General features: G+C 68.9%; 14 protein-coding genes and 4 pseudogenes. 13 read left to right on the top strand and 5 right to left on the bottom strand.

From position 1 onward, the window contains the following. Positions 1-95: 95 nt before the first annotated feature. Positions 96-866: pseudogene (locus ACFYOH_RS42835) on the bottom strand (IS256 family transposase); the annotation flags it as partial. Positions 867-1,629: 763 nt separating this feature from the next. Here ACFYOH_RS42835 and ACFYOH_RS42840 point away from each other — a divergent pair. From ACFYOH_RS42840 to ACFYOH_RS42860, 5 genes are all read left to right on the top strand, one after another. Beyond that, the gene (locus tag ACFYOH_RS42840; RefSeq protein ID WP_388637265.1) at positions 1,630-3,153 is read left to right on the top strand and encodes a sensor histidine kinase; all 1,524 of its coding nucleotides are present in this window, start codon (positions 1,630-1,632) and stop codon (positions 3,151-3,153) included. Between the two features lie 74 nt (positions 3,154-3,227). After that, a complete protein-coding gene (locus ACFYOH_RS42845) occupies positions 3,228-3,620 on the top strand; it encodes a roadblock/LC7 domain-containing protein (RefSeq protein ID WP_351622988.1) in 393 nt (130 codons plus the stop codon). Positions 3,621-3,623: 3 nt separating this feature from the next. Further along, positions 3,624-4,010 carry a DUF742 domain-containing protein gene (locus ACFYOH_RS42850; protein ID WP_388637268.1) on the top strand — a complete coding sequence of 129 codons (387 nt, stop codon included), beginning with the start codon at positions 3,624-3,626 and terminating at the stop codon, positions 4,008-4,010. After that, positions 3,988-4,608, top strand: a complete 621-nt coding sequence (locus ACFYOH_RS42855; RefSeq protein ID WP_388637271.1) for an ATP/GTP-binding protein — start codon at positions 3,988-3,990, stop codon at positions 4,606-4,608. The genes ACFYOH_RS42850 and ACFYOH_RS42855 overlap by 23 nt, the downstream gene beginning before the upstream one ends. Then, positions 4,574-5,185, top strand: coding sequence for a GAF domain-containing protein (locus tag ACFYOH_RS42860; RefSeq protein ID WP_388637274.1), 612 nt, complete (start codon positions 4,574-4,576; stop codon positions 5,183-5,185). Before ACFYOH_RS42855 ends, ACFYOH_RS42860 begins: the two co-directional genes overlap by 35 nt. 383 nt (positions 5,186-5,568) lie before the next feature. On the opposite strand, the gene ACFYOH_RS42865 is transcribed toward ACFYOH_RS42860, so the two are convergent. Then, entirely contained in the window at positions 5,569-6,885 is a 1,317-nt protein-coding gene (locus ACFYOH_RS42865; protein WP_388637277.1) for an alpha/beta hydrolase family protein, read from the bottom strand. Between the two features lie 602 nt (positions 6,886-7,487). On the opposite strand from ACFYOH_RS42865, the gene ACFYOH_RS42870 reads away from it, so the two are divergent. The 4 genes and pseudogenes from ACFYOH_RS42870 to ACFYOH_RS42885 all read left to right on the top strand — a co-directional run bounded on the left by ACFYOH_RS42870 (position 7,488) and on the right by ACFYOH_RS42885 (position 10,471). Next, the gene (locus tag ACFYOH_RS42870; RefSeq protein ID WP_388637280.1) at positions 7,488-7,631 is read left to right on the top strand and encodes a hypothetical protein; all 144 of its coding nucleotides are present in this window, start codon (positions 7,488-7,490) and stop codon (positions 7,629-7,631) included. Continuing rightward, positions 7,628-8,275 (top strand): annotated as a pseudogene (locus ACFYOH_RS42875) (metallophosphoesterase); the annotation flags it as partial. The gene ACFYOH_RS42870 and the pseudogene ACFYOH_RS42875, both read left to right, overlap by 4 nt. A gap of 121 nt (positions 8,276-8,396) precedes the next feature. Further along, a pseudogene (locus tag ACFYOH_RS42880) lies at positions 8,397-8,553 on the top strand (transposase); the annotation flags it as partial. Positions 8,554-8,737: 184 nt separating this feature from the next. Further along, positions 8,738-10,471: an APC family permease gene (locus tag ACFYOH_RS42885; RefSeq protein WP_388637283.1), complete on the top strand. Its 1,734-nt coding sequence runs from the start codon at positions 8,738-8,740 to the stop codon at positions 10,469-10,471. Between the two features lie 14 nt (positions 10,472-10,485). Here ACFYOH_RS42885 and ACFYOH_RS42890 read toward each other — a convergent pair whose 3' ends face one another. The 3 genes from ACFYOH_RS42890 to ACFYOH_RS42900 form a co-directional block, all read right to left on the bottom strand. After that, positions 10,486-12,126 carry a hypothetical protein gene (locus ACFYOH_RS42890; RefSeq protein WP_388637286.1) on the bottom strand — a complete coding sequence of 547 codons (1,641 nt, stop codon included), beginning with the start codon at positions 12,124-12,126 and terminating at the stop codon, positions 10,486-10,488. 117 nt (positions 12,127-12,243) lie between these two features. Further along, the gene (locus ACFYOH_RS42895) at positions 12,244-13,290 is read right to left on the bottom strand and encodes a hypothetical protein (protein ID WP_388637289.1); all 1,047 of its coding nucleotides are present in this window, start codon (positions 13,288-13,290) and stop codon (positions 12,244-12,246) included. Position 13,291: 1 nt separating this feature from the next. After that, positions 13,292-13,660 carry a hypothetical protein gene (locus ACFYOH_RS42900; protein ID WP_388637291.1) on the bottom strand — a complete coding sequence of 123 codons (369 nt, stop codon included), beginning with the start codon at positions 13,658-13,660 and terminating at the stop codon, positions 13,292-13,294. A gap of 781 nt (positions 13,661-14,441) precedes the next feature. Here ACFYOH_RS42900 and ACFYOH_RS42905 point away from each other — a divergent pair. The 4 genes and pseudogenes from ACFYOH_RS42905 to ACFYOH_RS42920 form a co-directional block, all read left to right on the top strand. Further along, positions 14,442-14,768, top strand: a pseudogene (locus ACFYOH_RS42905) (MFS transporter); the annotation flags it as partial. A gap of 262 nt (positions 14,769-15,030) precedes the next feature. Then, positions 15,031-15,690: an alkyl sulfatase dimerization domain-containing protein gene (locus ACFYOH_RS42910; protein WP_388637294.1), complete on the top strand. Its 660-nt coding sequence runs from the start codon at positions 15,031-15,033 to the stop codon at positions 15,688-15,690. Between the two features lie 196 nt (positions 15,691-15,886). Then, positions 15,887-16,051: a hypothetical protein gene (locus ACFYOH_RS42915; protein ID WP_388637297.1), complete on the top strand. Its 165-nt coding sequence runs from the start codon at positions 15,887-15,889 to the stop codon at positions 16,049-16,051. A gap of 173 nt (positions 16,052-16,224) precedes the next feature. After that, the gene (locus ACFYOH_RS42920; protein WP_388637300.1) at positions 16,225-17,934 is read left to right on the top strand and encodes an MFS transporter; all 1,710 of its coding nucleotides are present in this window, start codon (positions 16,225-16,227) and stop codon (positions 17,932-17,934) included. Positions 17,935-18,325 lie beyond the last annotated feature (391 nt).

The following is an 18,325-nucleotide window of genomic DNA, read 5'->3' on the forward strand; positions in this document are numbered from 1 at the left end:
TGCATTGGAGTTGGGAACAGATCTCCTCCGGAACCGCCATACCCTGACAACGAGCCCGCCCATGTAAAGCAGCACCTTGATTCTTTACGGCTTCAGTGGGTGCGGCATCGCCGCCAGGAAGCGCCGGGCAGGACCGCGCCGATGGCGTCGACCAGGCCGGCGTGGGCATCGGAGACGACAAGCTGGACGCCGGACAGGCTGCGGGCGATCAACGAGCGCAGGAAGGCCAGCCAGCCGGCGCCGTCCTCGGCGGTGGCCACGTCCAGGCCGAGGATCTCGCGGTGGCCGTCGGCGTTGACACCCACTGCGATCAGGGCATGCACGTTGATGATGCGGCCGCCCTCGCGGACCTTCTGCGTGAGTGCGTCCACCCAGACACGGGCATACGGTCCGGCGTCCAGGGGCCGGTTGCGGAACGCGGTGACCTGCTCGTCCAGGTGCCGGACCATCGCAGAGACCTGCGATTTCGACAGCTGCGTGACACCGAGGGACTCGGCCAGCTTCTCGACGCGGCGGGTGGAGACGCCGAGGAGGTAGGCGGTGGCGACCACGCTGATGAGGGCCTGTTCGGCCCGGCGGCGTCGTTCGAGGAGCCAGTGCGGGAAGTAACTCCCGGTCCGGAGCTTGGGGATGGCCAGTTCGACGGTGCCGACCCTGGTGTCCCACTCGCGCGGGCGATATCCGTTGCGGTGGTTGACTCTCTCGTCACTGACCTGCCCGTATTCGGCGTTGCAGAGGGCGTCGGCCTCGGCGGACATGAGCGCGTCGGCGAACGCCTTGACCATCGCGCGCAGCAGATCGGGACTCGCCGCAGCGAGGTTGTCTTCGGCGAGGGCGTGCAGGGGCACACTGTCTGGTGCGGTCATCGTGTTGATCTCCTTCGAGCCTTCGACATCTCGAAGATCATCCGGTGGCCGTTCTTGTATCCGGACACTCACTCCGACGCCGTGGCAAACGCCCGGATCAGGTGGGAGCCCGTACACCACTTCTCAGGACGCAACCAGATCGAGCGTCGGGTCACCCGCGGCCTCATCTTCTTCCGCGGCTCCGGCAGAGCCGAGACGACGGCGCGACATCACTCTCACGTGGAACGAGGCGTTCGCACTGCTGAGCAATAGCCGTTCGCGAAGCTCACCTACAGAGCCACCCAGTCCCGCGGCGCGGCCTCATTCGCACCGTGCGGCCCCGACCGCCGGCCAGACCTCTGGTAACAACCCACATCGCTCGAGCCCCGGCGTTCGAGCAACCCGGCACTCGTGAAGAACCCGTAGCGCACGCTACCGCTGATTCTCGGTCCAGTACTCCCCCAAAGGCCTGCGTCCACGATGTCAACACCAGCCAGATGCACGCGGTCTCCGGGCGCGGTCGCCCGTTGGGCCACGATGTGACGTCCCACTTGGCGTCCGGGTACAGCGCGGGGTGTGGAGTGCCCTCGCCGGTCTGGCAGTTCCTATCGCTCTCAGTAGATGGTGACCGTCGAAGGACAACGGTTCGATCTCCGTGCGCGCCAGGGGCTGACACCGGAGTCCCGGTACGCGGTAACGTGCGCGCCCGGTCCGATCATCGTACTGTCCAGGGACTGTTATGCCTGATCCTTCCACGCCGCCGGACGACCGGCAGGTGTCACCCATGACCGCCCGTGTGACGGCCGAGTCGCGAGGCAGGTCCTTGAGGCGGCGTCAGGTGCTGTGGTCCGTGCTGCCGCCGGGCGTGGTCGCCGTGACCGGTGCGGTGGCCACCGCGCTGATCGGCGATGGCCACCTGGACCGGGCGGACCAGGGCACGGTGTTGGCCGGCCTGGTCCTCATCGGTGCCATGGCGTCCGGGATCGCGGGCGTACGGGCTGCAGCGGAGGCACGAGCGGTCACCAAGCACTGGGCGGAGTTGTCCCGCGCGGCCGACCGGAACCGTGCCGAACTGGCCGAGCTGACCCGTACCACAGCCGAGGGCAGGGCCGAACTGGAGTCGCTGTGCCGCCGGTTGCGGGCTGGGGAGCGGGCCCTGCGGCGCCGGCCGGAACTGCCGCCGCAGACCGGCCCGGACGAACTCTCCCGCCTTGGATTCGAGATCGCTGCGGCCCGGCACGGGGCGGAGGCAGCCCTGCTGGAGACCGCCGCCGGTGCGGTCGGTGCGGAACACAGCTCCCGGCTGGAGCAGTTCGAGGTGTTCGCCAACCTGGCGCGCCGCCTGGAGTCCCTGGTGCACCGCGAGATCGGTCTGCTGGACAACCTGGAGAACGAGGTCGAGGACCCCGACCTGCTCAAGGGGCTGTTCCGGGTGGATCACCTGTCCACCCGGATCCGCCGCTACGCCGAGAACCTGGCCGTGCTCGGCGGCGCGAACACCCACCGCCAGTGGGCCCGCCCCGTCGGCCTGACCGACGTGCTGCGTTCCGCCGTCGCAGAGATCGACCAGTACGCCCGGGTCAAGCTGGTCCCCCCCATCGAGGGAACGGTCAGCGGCCACGCCGTGGTCGACGTCGTCCATCTGCTGGCCGAGCTGCTGGAGAACGCCACGGTCTTCTCCTCGCCCCAGACCACCGTGCACGTGCGGGTGGAGCCCGTCGCCGCGGGGGTGGCGATCGAGGTCGAGGACCGGGGCCTGGGCATGTCCCCGGCCGAGCGCAACCAGATGAACACCGTTCTGAGTGCACCCGACAAGGTCGCCCTCGGCGAGCTGCTGCAGGACGGCCGGATCGGCTTGTACGTGGTCTCAGCCCTGGCTCAGCGGCACGACATCGCCGTGCAGTTGCTGAGCAACGTCTACGGCGGCACGCAGGCCGTCATGGTGCTGCCCAAGGCACTGCTCGGCCCGCAGCCCGCAGCTCCCGCGCCCGTCCACCACACCGTCCCGGCCCCTGACGCGGGGCCGCAGGACCCGGTGGAACCCGAGACGGCGGACTCCCGTGCGACAGCGGTGGGCGTCGTTGCGGATCCGCTCGTGTCCGAGTCCGCAACCCAGCCCGCCCCGGTGCCCTCCGACGGCGAGGACGACCGTCCGCGGCTGCCTCAGCGGCGCCGCCAGGACCACGCCGCCGAACGGCCGCACCCGGTCCCCAGCGCCGGTGCCGCCGAGGACATCGCACACGACCCGGGCCTGATGGCCGCGTTCCAGACCGGACTGCGCAGAGCCGAGGAGGCGGAGACGCACTGACAGCCGAGCCGCCCTGAAGGCCCGGGGCCCCGTCCAGCAAGCCGTTTCCTTCCGTCGAAGAGGAGTACACGATCGTGGCGAGCGAAGACCTTTCCTGGCTGTTGACGGGTCTGGTGAACCGGGTGCCACACACCCGAAGTGCCTTGTTGCTGTCCTCGGACGGGTTGGTGAAGGCAGCGGAGGGACTCGACGCGGACGCCGCGGACCAGCTGGCCGCCCTTGCCAGTGGGCTGTACTCGTTGGCGCGCAGCGCGGGCCGGCACTTCGACGACGGCGGTGACGTGCGACAGATCGTGACGGAACTCAGCACCTCGCTGCTGTTCGTCTCGGCCGCCGGGCACGGCGCGGTGCTGGCGGTGCTGGCCGGACGCGAGGCGGACGCAGCGGTGCTGGGCTACGAGATGGGGATGATGGTGAAGAGCGTGCGCCCGCACCTGGCCACACCGCCCCGGCACCCGGTGGGATAGCCGATGACGCCGGTCCTCCCAGACGGACCGCTGATCGACGAAGCGGTCGGGCGGCTGGTCCGTCCCTACACCGTGAGCGACGGCCGGACCAGGGCCACGTCCCACTTCACGCTCGTGACCGTGGTGCAGGCCACTGGCGCCCAGACGCAGGGCGCCTTCGGACTGGACCATGCGCAGGTGCTGGCGCTGTGCGAGCGGCCTGTGAGCGTCGCCGAGGTCGCGGCTCGGATGCAGGTGCCCGCCGCCGTGGTCAAGGTGCTGCTGTCCGATCTGGCCGAGGGAGGCGCGGTGGTCGCAGGTGATGCGCCCCCGCCCTCCCCGGGCCACTCCGCACGACCTGATCGAGACCTCCTGGAAGCGGTACGCGATGGCCTCCTCAAACGACTGTGATCCGCTGTCCGCCAGAGTCCTGCCGGTGGGAATCAAGGTGCTCATCGCCGGCGGGTTCGGCGTGGGAAAGACGACCTTCGTCAACGCGCTCAGCGAGATCGAGCCGCTGAGCACCGAGGAGATACTGACCGCCGTCAGCGCGGCCACGGACCGGCTGGACGGAGTGGAGAACAAGGCCACCACCACGGTGGCCCTGGACTTCGGCCGGATCACGCTCAGTCCGTCCCACGTCCTGTACTTGTTCGGCACGCCAGGACAGGAACGCTTCTGGTTCATGTGGGACGAACTCTCCGAGGGAGCGCTCGGGGCGGTGGTCCTCGCCGACACCCGCAGGCTGGAGCACTCCTTCGCAGCGGTGGACTTCTTCGAGCGGCGTGGCATCCCCTTCGTCGTTGCCGTCAACGAGTTCGACGGCGCCCACCGCTACCGCGCGGAGGAGGTGCGGACCGCTCTCGACCTCAGGCAGGAGGTGCCGGTGGTGCTGTGCGACGCCCGCGTCCAGAGCGCGGGCATCCGCGTACTGCTCGAACTGATTCAGCATCTGCTCACGACAAGGAGTTCCCATGGCAGCGACACCGACCAACTCCTCCGGGCCTGAGTCCGGGATCGCCCTGCGCCACCTGCTCCTTCCCCCGGAGGACCCACAGGTGCGTACCCGAACCGAGCGGCTGCGCGAGCTGGGCATCGAAGCCCGTCCGGATACGGAACTCGACGCCTTCGCACGGAAGCTGGCACTCCGTACCGGTGGCTGCTACGCCGGGGTCAACTTCTTCCTCGACGCCGACCGCCAGTACTTCGCAGGGTTGTACAGCGTCGCACAGGACACCACGGTCCACGTGGGACCGCCGTTGCTGAAGGACCCGGTGCCCGGCCGCGTCATGCCCCGCGACATCGACATGGGCATCTGCCCGCACGTGGTCAAGCGCCGCCGGGCGCTGGTGCTGGAGGACATCCGGGACTTCCCGCGGTTCGCCGGTAACCCCGTGGTCGACGCGATCGGCGTCCACTCCTACCTGGGCGCACCACTGATAGACAGCACCGGCGTGGTGCTCGGCACGATCTGCGTAGTCGACCAGGACCCGCACCCATGGGGGCATACGGGGCTGGAAACGATCAAGGCCATGGCTGCGGAACTGGTCGAACGGCTCGAGGAGTCGGCGCGCCGTCGGAACTGACCGGTGCTGCCGAACCCGCACGCGGCCGCCCCCGGAAAGTGCCCGGCGCGGCCGTCCAGCACCCGCCCATGCCGAAAATCTCGGCCAAGGGATCCCAGCGGTCGGGCGTTCGGGATGCCCTGATGCTCGCGGCGTGCAGGGGCCCGCTCCCCGGCTGCGGGCTGCTGCCGTCGCTCGCCCTTCGGACCAGCGTCCGTCCCGTGCCGGCCTCGGCAAGACGACCAGTTGGGGCTGAGGAACCCGAGGTTGATGCCCGCGTCGGCCGGATCGGGCCAGCGGGTCGTCACCACCTTCCCCTGGGAGGGCCGCCCGGCCTCCTTTGTCGTTGAACTTGAATATGCCCGGGCACAGAGCGCTCAGGGCCGGCCCTTCGAAGGCTCTGGTCAGCGGACAAAGGATATCTCCGGGTATTTCTTGTCGGGGCCGTCGAGCAGGGTGCTGTGCCGGTGGCGCAGTTCCTGGTCGAAGAAGGCGGCGAGGTAGACGCGCTGGATCTCGATCGCGCGGTTGGGGTCGATCGTGCCGTACACCTGCTGGAGCTGGGCCGGCGTGAGTCTGAGCGGGCTCGCCTCCTGCGGCGCCATCGCCTCGTCGTCGACGAACGACACGTGCGCCGCGCCGTGGAGCTGGATGTCGACCCGGTATCCCTTGAGATGCGACCACAGCGTGCGCCACGAGCCGTCGTTGTCGCGGTTGTGGGTGCCGGAGCTGAACAGCATGAAGGGGCGGTCCAGGTTCTTGCTCGGTGCCGGGCCGAAGAACTGGCCGTCCAGATTGGCGCCGGCGGCGATGCGGTGGTCGAGCTGCATGGAGGTGTCGACCGCCGCGCCGCCCAGCGAAGCGCCGAACATCCCGATGCGGGACATGTCCACGGCGTGCGACAGCCCGGTGGGGAGCCTGGCGTGGTCGACGTCCGGGTTGCCGCCCTTGGCGATCGCGGCGAGCTGGTTGATGACGAAGTGGATGTCGGCAGCGCGCACGTTGAGCGTGGCGGAGGAGTGCGCGCCGGCCGGCATGGTGTTGACCTCGACCCGTCCGTCGGGGAACTGCACCTCGTTGGCGTCGTGGGTGTGGTCGACGGTGACGACGAGGTAGCCGCGGCTGGCGAGGTCCTCGGCGAGCACGGTGCCCCTCGCGCGGTCCGAGTGCAGCCCGCTGGAGTACAGCAGGACGGGCAGCTTGCCCAGCTTGGTGTCGACCGGGGCGAGGACATGGCCGGCGGTCTTCGGCAACGTCACCTGTTGTGGCGTCAGGCCCTGGGAGGCGAGGAAGTGGGCGCCGGAGACTGCTGGCATCCACGGCGCCGCGTAGTGACCGCGGGTGGAGGCGGCCGGGTACCAGAACGACACCATCAGCTCGCGCGGCTTGTTGCCGGGCACGTACGGGTCCGTGCGGGACTTGTCGACGAGGTGCAGGCTGAACGTGCCCACGCCGTGGCGCCCGGTCGGTGCGGGCAGACTGAGCTGGAGAGCGGACGTGGCCGCGCGGGGCGTGACGGCCTCCGGACGGACGGCCGTGTGCTGCTTCGGCACCCCGTCGTGCTGGGGCGCCCAGGGCGCGTCGTCCCGCTCGGGCTGGTCGGGCGAGAACCCCGTGGCGGTGGGCTTGTTGGCCGTCTTCCCGGCGGCCATCGCCGGCGTCATCCCCGCACCCAGCGCGATGGCCAGCGTACCGGCCGTACCGACCGCTCTGGCGATCACTCTGCGACGGTGGCGCGGTCGGCGGTGTTTCATGGGACCCCTTTGTTGAGCAGCGATCAAAGAACTGGCGATCGGCTGTTGTACGCCGTACCGCCGCAGTGGCCTACGGATCTGGAGGCCCTGGCGTTCACCGCGGCCGCAATCGGCACGAGCAGTGACCTCGTCCGGCTGTGCCCTCCCGCCAGTCCTCTCTTTGTGCCGGCCTGCTCGTCGCTGAGCGCGGAGCCCCCGGCCGACGCGCAACAAGAGCTCCAGGCCGCCCGATCCCCCGCCGCGCCGATCGCCGGCCCCAGCCCGCCCCAACCATTCTCTTTTCGGGGTTCGGCTGCGAGAGGCGCATAGCGGGAGGACGGGCTCCCGACCACGGCCGACAAGCCATGGTGACCTCCGGCTACGCCGTCCAGGGTGCGGCAGGGCAAGGTGAGTTGTCGGGGGAGATATCGGCGGGGATGCCAGCACGGTCGGGGGGCGGTGTTGTTGCATCGTGTCCGTGGTCGGGCCTTCGTGATCGGTGGTTCGGTCGGGGTCGTCTGCTGCTGTAGCCGGTATACGCGGCGCCGGGCAGGGACGGCGCCGCCCCGTACGAGAGAGGGGGGCCGACGATGACCGACCGGGACGCGGGCGGTGGTGACCGGCTAGCGCTGGCGGTGCTGACGCAGTACCGGCTCAGGAACGCCGGTCCGGCCGCCCCCAGGGTGACCGGATACAGTGCGTGGGACGGCAGCCTGGTCAGGGGGGAAGCGTGACCGCCACCAGTGACATCCGGCCCGCCGAGGGTGAGGCGCGAGCGCCGCGGCAGAGCCGGCTGCACCGCCTGATGCGCTACATCCCCTGCGCCCCCGTCCTGCTGTGGGCCGTGCCCTGCTGGGTGCTCCTGTACGGCGGCCAGCGCTGGCCGCTGCCCGTCACGCTGGTCGGCACCGTGCTGTTCGCCCTCGGCCTCATATGTATGCCGCTCGCGATGGTGCGCGGCCACGGCCGGCGCCAGCAGGACCGGGCGGCGATCGTCGGTGACACCCTGCTGGGCACGAGCTGGTTCTGTTCACCTGGTCCGTTCTGCTCGGCGTCTTCTTGCGGCTCGCCCTGACCGTGGCCGGTGTCGGCGAGAGTCAGGAGCGGGCCCGAATCGTCACGTGGGCCGTCCTCGGCGTAACCGCCGTACTGCTCGCCTGGGGGTACGCCGAGGCCCGCCGCGTGCCACGCGTGCGCCGCCTCGACGTGCAACTCCCGTGGCTGGGTGCCGGGTTGGACGGCATCCGCGTCGTCCTCATCACCGACACCCACTACGGCCCACTCGATCGCGCCCGCTGGTCGGCACGGGTGTGCGAGACGGTGAACGCCCTGGAAGCCGACCTGGTCTGCCACACCGGCGACATCGCGGACGGCGGCCTTGCTGCCGCCTCCGGAGACAGCAGCCACGTCGACGGTAACGCCCGCACCCGAACGCGTGGTCCACGCCTTGGAAACGTGTATTTCTTCAGACCAGTTCGCGGGGTTCGCCTTCAGGTCCTCGCTGGAACAAGGAGATCCGCCGCTGCGCCGACGTTGTCGGCATCTTCCCCGACCGCACCCGCCCTGATCCGCCTGACCGGCGCGGTCCTGGCCGAGCAGAACGACGAGTGGACCGAAGCCCGCGGCTACATGGAGCTCGACCTGCTGGCCAAGGCCCCGACTCCGCCCGATCGAGTCAGGAACCGACGACACCGTCCTGCCCACCGAACTCACCGCACCGCCTCACAGCGAGATCACCGATCAGAACCTGATGAAGCATCACGCAAATGCAACTGCGAGTTGTAACCTGTCGTCACACCAGGTGCCAACCATCAGTGAACGCTACTCGGGGGACAGCAGGATGGCCTTGCAGGTGCGGCCCACCAGCGGCCAGCCGAAGGAGTACTTACCTTCTGACGAACCGCGTCGGCTCTCGCTGTTCCAGCTCTTCGGACTTGCCGCCGGGGGGACCATCGGCTCCGGCTGGCTGCTGGGCGCGGTCGACGCCTATGACAAGGCCGGCAGCTATGCTCCGTGGGCCTGGCTGATCGGCGGGCTGGTGATGCTGATCGTGGCCGGTGTCATGGTGGAGTTGGGCACGGCTGCACCGAAGACCGGAGGGCTCATCTTCCTTCCGCTGCAGAGCAGTGGGCCGCTGGTGGCGATCGTGGCCGCGGCGGGGCTGTGGATCTTCTACGCGATAAACGCGGCCAGTGAGTCCGTGGCGATGACCAAGGGGCTCTCGTCCGTACTCCCCACGTTCCTGATAGGGCCCGGGACCACCCTGACCGCCTGGGGTTGGGTCTGCTCGCTGGCGTTGATGGCGGTGATCTCCGCGACCAATCTGCTCGTCCCGCGGCTGGTGCGGATCGGCAACTCCTGGCTGACCGTGGTGAAGGTCGTAGTCCCGCTGCTCACCATCGTCCTGTTCATCGCGTCCGGATTCGATCACCATCATGGGGGCGGGGCCGGGGACGGCACCGGTGGCGCCGGAAGGTACGGCGCGGTCCTGGCCGCCGTGGTGGACAGCGGGGTGATCTACGCCTATGTGGGATTCCAGGGCCCGCTGGACTTCGCCGGAAACGTCAAGGCCGAGGGTCGGCTGACCGAGCCTGCCCGGCTGCGTTGGGCGGTCTACGGCACGATCATCGGCACAACCGTGCTGTACATCCTCCTCCAGATCGTCTTCAGCTCTCGCCAGGGGCAGTGGGATCCGGGCCGCCCGGACTCCCCCTACACCCAGTTCGCCTTCGCGTCCTCGGTCGCCTGGCTCGGGTGGTGTCTGCGGATCAACTCGGTGCTCTCCCCCATGGGCGCCGGGCTCGTCTTCACCCATGCCCTGACGCGCGAGGTCGCCACGCTCAGCCGCGCCCATCTCACCCACCGGGGCCTGCAGACAATGCGCACGACCACCCTGCGTGGCAGGGACGTCTACTGGCTGGTGCTGGCGGTGGACTTCGTCGTCGGGGTGGTCGCGCTGCTCGCGATGGGCGGCCGATGGCACACCCTGGTCGCGGCCGACGGCGTCCTGACCCTCGTCGTGTACGCCGTTCCCGGTGTGGCCCTGGTCTCCTTGCGCGACAAGCTGCCGCCGGTCTCGCCGAGCCGCAACCGGGCCCGCCGGCACGCGGCCTGGCTCAGCTTCGTCCTCATTGCATTGATCCTGTACGGAGCCGGGTGGACGGACCTGTGGCATGGAATGGCAGTGCTCGCCGTCGGCTGCGTGCTGCTGCTCGGATTCCCGGTACTGGCCCGGCAGTTCCCCACGCTGGGACGGTTCTACGACGCCCGGGAGCATGTGACGCGCTTCCGCCGGCTGGGCTCCGACCCGGCCGCCCAAGCTGCGGCCTGCCTTCTCGGCATGTTGGCGCTGCTGCTGGTTTGCACCCTGTTCGGCAACCCCGAGCCCGGTGCCCCACACCGTCTCGCGTTCTATCTGTGGGGCGCGGGTGTGGGGGTCATGGCCCTGACCGCGTTCTACGGCATGGTGTGGGCCTCGAGGCGCCATATCGGGCGAGTGGAGCCGCTGCTGCCGCTACCGACCTCTCAGCTCCGCGAAAGGGAGCAGGGGCGGTCCCAGGAGCCGCAGCGGTAGCCGCGCACAGCGGGCTAATGCACCGACTCCACGACCTGCTCGACCTCCTCCTCGAAGCCCCTGCTCCGCAACAGTGACACCGCTTCCTGGCGGCGCACCGCGTCCGCCCACCGGCCGACCGTCCCGCGGTAGAGCGAACGCCGGCGCCGCCCGTCCATCCCGCTGGCGCGCAGCTGCTCGGTGATCGCCACCACGTCCGCGGGGGTGATCCGCTGCTCGTTCTCCAGGCAGCGTTCCAGCAGGTCCCAGGCCTTCTCTCGGCCCCAGGCCCGATCCGTCCCGTTGCCGTAGAGGCGGACGGCCGTCTCGGCGACGACACCGCCCATCGGCACCCCGGCCAGTTCGGGGTCGGAAGGATCCGACAACTCCTTGCAGGCGACGTCCGCAGCGATCCTGCCGCGATTGCCCTGCACCTGCTGCGCCGTGACATAGTCGGCAAACACCCCGGGGTCGACACTTCTGCTCAGCAGTCCGACGGTGAGTCGGCGGGCGACGGTCCGCGCCACCCGGTACAGGTCCCGGGAACGCTCAATCTTCGTCTGCAGTCGCACCAGCTCGCCGCCGGCCCGGCCGTCGATGTGCTCCGCTGCGGCTATCCACAGCAGGCGCCAACACTCCGGGTCGGCGTCGATGTTCTTCAACTCTTTCACGAGAGTGTCGATCTCGGCTGGCGAGCGCGGTCCGGCGGCACATGCCACGCCGCGGGCCACGACTTTGGCATACAGATCGACCCTGGTCCTCGCCACGGTCTCGAACTTCTGCCAGCGGCTGATGATCTCGGCCAGTTCATGCAGCTCCTCGCGTGCCGCAGCCTGATTCTGGACGGCCTCGCAACGCTCCGGGTCGCTCTCCGCCAACTCCCGGCAGACCGCGGCTACGTTGTGGTACTGCAACCGCCTGCCCACATGCTCGATGAGGGAGTCCGGGCTGTGTTCCGAGCCCGAGATCAGCTTGGCGACGGTATCCCTGGTGGGCCCCACCAGATCCGTGTCGCCCAGCCGCGTGTCGATCCAGTTCTCCAGCACCGGCTCAACCGGACTGAGCATGCGCAGTGCCGTGACCAGGTCGTTGAGCCCGGCCGGCGTCGTCGTGTCGGACTGCCGCGCACCGGACGTATTGATCCTCTGCACGGCCCGTCCCAGAAGGTCCACCGCCGCCTCTGCGCACCCTTCGTCGCGCAGCCCGAGATACAGCAGTGCCGTGTCAAGCAGGGTCCGCTTCTCGCTGAACGTGTTCAGCGTGGCGTCGACAAGGTCCTGCTTGCCCCGCCCGCGCAACTCCCGGACGAACCGGGCCACATCGAGCGCCGTGCGCTGGCGAGCCACATCGTGCACGATGCCCTTGCTCAGCGCAGAGGGCCGGTACTCGGCGATCTCGGGTTCCGGCTGCTGCCGCTCCCCCTGCCCGGCCACCCCCAAAGAGGCGGCGCCGTCGATCTCCGACTGACGGCACGCCAGATCCGCCGCATCGCCGATGCTTCGCCACAGCGCCGCCGTCGCCAGTACGTTCACCGCGTCGTAGAAGTGGAACTTGGCTGCTGCTTCGATTAGTTGGTCCGTCGACCGCTGGATCGCGAAGGCGTACAGCACCCGGATCGCGACGGCGGGCCGAGGCGGCTCACCCACGCTCTCGTTGCCCTTCCGAAGGGCCTGCACGCGCGCCGCGACTTCTTCGGTGCTGCTCCGGGTCACCCAGGAGTACCGGACGCTCCACGTCCGATCTTCGTCAAGCCATCCCTCGGCTCCGGGTCGAGCCCTACTCATGCGTGACACTCAAGCTGCGCGACGCTCCATCCGACTGAAGTATCTGGCGAAGGTGTCCGGGGAACGGTAGGCATCGTTCGCCCGTATGTCGATGTGCTCCGCCAGCTTCAGGCTGTCGTCGTCCCCCCTGTCGCAGAGGGTGGAGACGATATCGGCGGTGGTGCACTCGTCCTTCAGCAGGTACGGGATACGCGCGTCCGGGTCGCCCCTCAACCAGTCGATCCAGCCGTGCAGATCGGTGGGCAGCGACGGATCCACACGCTGGTCGGCGGCCATCCGGTTGGTGAAGATCTGTGTTCCGTCGGGAGCGTCCCTGAGCACCATCCGCGGCTGCGGATGCCCTGCGGTGCACTTCTCCATCTCGGCCTTGATGGCCTCCCGGAGCAATCCGAAGGTGAGCTGGTCCTTGCGGTCCCGAATGCCTCGCGAAAGGACGTTGAGCAAGTGTCCGCTGAACGGAGTGCACTGGTCGAACGGTGCCGGGAGACCGGGACACCCCTCGGCGGAGGCGAGCGGACCGGCGAGGGCGGCATCCTGGCCGAGAGCGCTGAGTACGCAGGTGCCCTCGAACTGGCGGCCCATCACACCCGGCAGTTTCGGCTCCTCCTCGGCCAGGCCCAGGTCGCCCAGCCTGTGTGAGTAGCAGCAGTCGGCGATGAGGACCTTGAGCCCAGCCGCGGCCTTACGCATGGCGCGGTACACGTACCAGCTGTTCAACCACGTCCATGGAGCCCGGTCCTGGGACGTGCCCACCGAGAAGTGCACCTGGTCCCCGGCAGGGACGTCGCCCCAGCAGGCTCCGTGGCCAACGTAGACGACGAGCAGGGTGTCCGAAGGGCCGGTCTCGGCGGCGGTCTCCTCCAGGGCGCGCATCACCCCGTCGATCGTCCCTGCCTCGTCCGGACCGAGCACCCGGCAGCCCTCCGCGCCCCAGAGCTTGTCACCTGCGAGGACTTCTCTGTACATACGTCCGCTCGCGGCGATCGTGGGCCAGCCGGGGACATTCGATCCCGGCTGGTACTCCCCAGGTGCGATCACCAGTGCGCGTGAAGCCATCTCAGCCGTTCACTCCTTCGGATCCCCTGGGCAGGTTCTCGTCCGGGGCACCTGCCGGAGCGTCAGTGGATGACGGCGGCACGGGCCTTACCTCGACCTCGGCCTGCGGCGGATCCAACCGGCCGGCCCGCCACCGCTCGACTGCCCGCTTCGTGGCGTCCAGGGCCGCGCCGAGGGACTCCTCGGTGAGCTTGGAGACAGCGGCCACCAGCAGGATCTCGACGATGCCGCCGGTCAATACCCACCCCTGGTCGACCTCCTCGCGGCGCCATTCCAGACCGGTCCCCGCCTCGAGTTCGCCCCGTATCCGCTCCGGATCGTCCAACCCGAGTAATGCGCCCCTCACGGACACCGAGATCACCGCTGCCACTTACCGGCCCCCATGTCGTCGAGTTGTGGTCCCCACCCCGATCCCATCCAGGGTATCGGGCCTGACGGAGCGGGCACAGACGGCTCACGAGATCGTCGGCGATGGCTCGTGCTCACCTGTGTAGTGGTTGTGTCGCTGCCGGTCACGGCTGCCCCACGACGAGATCTCCGGGCACCTGAAGGAGGCCAACCGCCGGCCACCACTGCAAGGCGTCTTTCCGTCAGCCTGGGTGGGGTCTGTCACATGAACGGTCCTGGTCAACGAGCTTGTGGATACGGTGCCTTCGGGGCTGGGTCCCCTGGCTGTCGAAGATGTGGTCAACGTCCCGGCCGAATCGCGGAACATGGTGGAGCACTTCGACCCCACATGCATCCGATAGTCGATACAGCTCTCATCAACGAGCGCTGACGTCCGCTCTTGCAACAGTTCACTCCAACCGCTGACGGGCCGCTGACGTCTCAGCGGTTCACCGAAGCCCATGAGCTGGCGCGAGCGGTGTCCCACGGCCTGGTCCTACCGGGTTGGGGGCACCGCCGCCTGCGTCTGCCTGAGCGGTCCTTCGTGCCGTAAGTGACTTCTCCGGGCGTCATCCATGGCGTGGATGAGCCTGATACCGGATTCGGATCGCCCGAGGGATGGAAGTGCGGCCTCGGCCAGCCCATAGTCGTCCCTACCCGCACGCCGCTGTCCGGAGCGGCGGGGCGGCCCTTCTCAGCATGCCTCGCGCCGTCGGCGCCCATGACAGGCATGCCCGCTTCCGTACGCCGCCCATGGAGTCGCCATGCCTGGTTCCGTCCCGCCGCTTCCCACCGCGGTCGATGATGTCGCGTCGTCACCTGTCTCCGTCTCGGGCCCGGCCCATCTGTTGCGTGTGACCGTGCTGATGGCAGGCAGTTGTCTGCCGATCCTTGGAGCGGTGCTGATCGCCCCGGTGCTGCCGAAGATGCAGGACCACTTCGAGTCGACCCCGGGAGCCAAGGCGCTGGTTCCCCTCGCGCTGACCATTCCGGCGCTGGCCGTGGCGCTGCTGGCTCCGTTCGCCGGAGTGATCGTGGACCGACTGGGTCGCAAGCGGCTGCTGATCGTGACGACCGTTCTGTACTCGGTCCCGCCCGGTGAACGTGTTGCGGTCAAAATCACAACTGGGGGGTTGCGGGCCCGACGTCCCGCTCGGGCGCCGAGGGCGGCGTCAAGGCACTAACCGAATATGCGGCCTGGACGTCGGTAGCGCCTCAGTTGATCACGTGGACACCCCGACAGGGTGTGGTGGTCGACCTGAGACCTGCCACACGCTTGCTCGGTTCGGCCGCCCTCACAGAAGAAGACCGGGCAAGTGGACTCTCAGGCGGTCCTCTGGTTGCTGGCATGGGGTGGCGTACTGTCAGTGCTCCTCTTCGTTCTCCAGGGCTCAGCGCTACCCACGCGAGTGGGCGCTCGCACTGCGCCGCATGGCGGCCCTCGGCGCGGAGATGACGCTGCCCTCGCACGGAGCACCGGTCTTCGGCGCCGACCGCATCCACCTGGCACTGACCAAGACCGCGGAATGGCTGGAGAGTCTGGTCCAGCAGACACTGGACGGGCTCAACTCCGGGGCCCGGCTGGACGACCTGATCCACTCCGTACGCCCGCCCGCCCATCTGGCAGACCGCGTCTACCTGCAAGCCAAGTACGACGAACCGGAGTTCATCGTGCGCAACCTGTGGCGGCGCTATGCCGGCTGGTACGACGGCAACCCCGCGCACCTCAAACCGGCCAGGGAGGGCCGACTGGCCACCGCGTCGGCGGACCTCGCAGGCGGTGCCCACGCCCTGTCGGACGCGGCCCGACGCTACGCCGACGCGGGCGAGCTGAGGATCGCCGGCCATCTCGCGGAGTTCGCAGTGCAGGCCGCCCCGGACGACGTCAGGGTGCACGCCGCACTCGCCGACGTCAACCAGGCACGTACCGAGTCCGAGTCCTCCCTGATGGCCCAGGGCATCTTCACCTGGGCCGCCGCCGAGTCACGAGAACGGTGCGGTGGCAAGCCCTGACCGTGCATCGCCGACGGCAGGCTGCACGTCACTGCCGTGGGCTCGGCGTGGAAGCGGTTCGTCATCACCGTCGTCGAGCTGACCCCGACCTGGCGGCTCGCCGGCGGGCTCACGAAGGTTGAGCGCCATGGACTACCGCATGGCATGGGCGCCGCGCTTCCCGCGTCGGTGAACGCGGCCCCTCGGCGTCGGCGGCGTGATCCACGAACAGTGCTGCACGACGAATTCCCGCGGTTCCACCCTCGTGCTCTACACGGACGGTCCGATCGAGACCCCGGGCACCGACATCGAGGACCCACTCATCCACTTGGTGGCCACCCTGGTCAAGGTCACGTTTCGGTATCCCCACGCACACCCCTAGGCCGTACCGACTGGTCGGTACTAGCCTCTGCGCACATCTTCCCCGTCCGGACGCAGAGACCCCGGGGTTCGGCCCACCCGGCCGAACAGTGCTCGTGCCCGCCGCACCGCAAGGCGTGCACTGTCCGCACCCACCGCACCGGGCCCATGGGCCCGACCCCAGGAGCCGCCCGCATGACTGCCATGCCCGCTTCGCCCGACGACACGAATCTCAGACCGACCGATACCGGCACGCCGGAAACTCCGCACGGTGCCGCCCGGTTGTGGCGCCGCGAGTTGAACCACTACCCCGTCACCTCACGCCGGATGGCGTACCTGGCGATCGTGGTGTTGACCACCGTGGTCCTGTACTACGCCCTCTACGTGCAGTACGCGGTCGCCACGTCGGTCATCACGCACTTCCACATGACCTACAGCTACTTCGTGTGGGTCAGCGTCATCGGCAACGCGGTCGGCGCCTTCGCCTCGCTCGTGGCGGGCCTCGCCGACCGCTGGGGCCGGGCCAACATGGTGGTCTACGGCCTTCTCATCGCCGCCCTGCTCAGCCTCCTCGGCCTGCCCAACGCCCCGGACAAGAGCACCTACCTGGTGCTCTTCGCCGGCCTCAGCTTCATCGAAGGCATCGTGCTGGTGGCCACGCCGGCACTAATCCGGGACTTCTCTCCACAGCTCGGCCGAGCCACCGCGATGGGCTACTGGACCATGGGCCCGGTCATCGGGAGCCTGGTCGTCACCGTCGTCACCAGCAGCACCCTGTCCTTCGCCGGCTGGCAAGACGAACTGCGCTACTCCGGCTGGGCCGGGCTTGCCGTCTTCATGTTGGCACTGCTGGGGCTGCGCGAGCTGTCGCCCCGGCTGCGCGACCAGATCATGGTCAGCCTCCGCGACCGTGCGCTCATCGAAGCACGGGCCAAGGGCATGGATCCGAGGACGGCAGCCGCGGGCCACTGGCGGCAGATGCTGCGGCTGGACGTCGTCGGCTCGGCCACGGCTGTCAGCCTCTTCCTCCTGCTCTACTTCGGCGCTGTAGGCAACTTCGTCGTCTATTTCGCCGCGACCTTCGGCTACAGCGAGCAGCGCACCAACGGACTGGCCAACTGGTACTGGGCGGCCAACGCGGTGGCACTGGTGGCGGCAGGGCTGCTCTCCGACAAGCTGAAGGTGCGCAAGCCTTTCATGATCGTCGGAGCCATCGGCTCGATCGCGGTCACCACGCTCTTCGCCCTGCACGCCACCGAGCCGCGCACCGGTTACTACACCTTTGCCGCACTGTTCGTCGCCATCGGTATGCTCACCGGCGTCACCTACGCACCCTGGATGGCGAGCTTCACCGAGACCGTGGAGAAGCAGAATCCGGCCGCCACGGCGACCGGTCTGGCCGTGTGGGGATGGATCATCCGTGCGGTGGTCGCGGTCTCCACAGCGTTCGTCCCGGTCGTGGTGACGTCGGCCACGCCCCTGGTCGAGCACGGCGCCCAGGTAAAGGCCGCAAGCGTCCAGGCCGCCCCCGCTCTGGCCATCATCGACGCGCACCCGCGGCTTTTCGCCAAGCTCGAGGCGTATCCTCCGACCGCAGTCCCGCCGGCACTGGCGGCCCAGGCGGCGCGCGAGGTCGGGGCCGACGACCTGGCGACCGTGCGCAGGGCCCAGCCGCAGTTGGCGCTGCTGCAACGTTATGGATCCCAGGTGAAGAGCGCCGCGGCCCAGGGCCCAGAACAGTGGCGCACCTGGTGGCTCATCTGTGTCGCCGGGCAAGTGATCTTCCTGCCGTTCATCTTCGTCATGGCCGGCCGTTGGAGCCCGCGCAAGGCCCGCGATGAGGCGATGGAGCACCAGCGCGCCGTGGATCGTGAACTGGCGGCACTCGCCGAGGACGGCGACTGACCCCACGACCACCCTCCAGCCTGGGTGGGCAGCCCTTGCGCTGCCCACCCAGGCTGTGGCGTCGGCGATCCCGTCGCGCGCACGCCGGCCCCCTCAAGACTCAGGGAACTCTCGATCCCCCTAAGCTCATGAGGTCGTTGGCCGGGGAGACCGTGGTGACCGACTCGCCACCAGAATCGTGAGGGCTCCCCCGCCGCGAATGACCCCGCCGCACGGGAGACGCGACGCTCGCGCAGTACCGCTCAACTGGTCCAGCAGTGCCTTTCTTTGGTCATTGAGGGGCGGACACGCAAGTCCCCTTTCGATCTCAAGAAAGGACTCTGATGGCACGCACCATCAGACGGTGGCTGCTCGCGGGGGTGGGCACACTCAGCCTCGCAGCGGCGGGCGC

Source organism: Streptomyces sp. NPDC007856, from assembly GCF_042868225.1.
GTDB lineage: Bacteria > Actinomycetota > Actinomycetes > Streptomycetales > Streptomycetaceae > Streptomyces.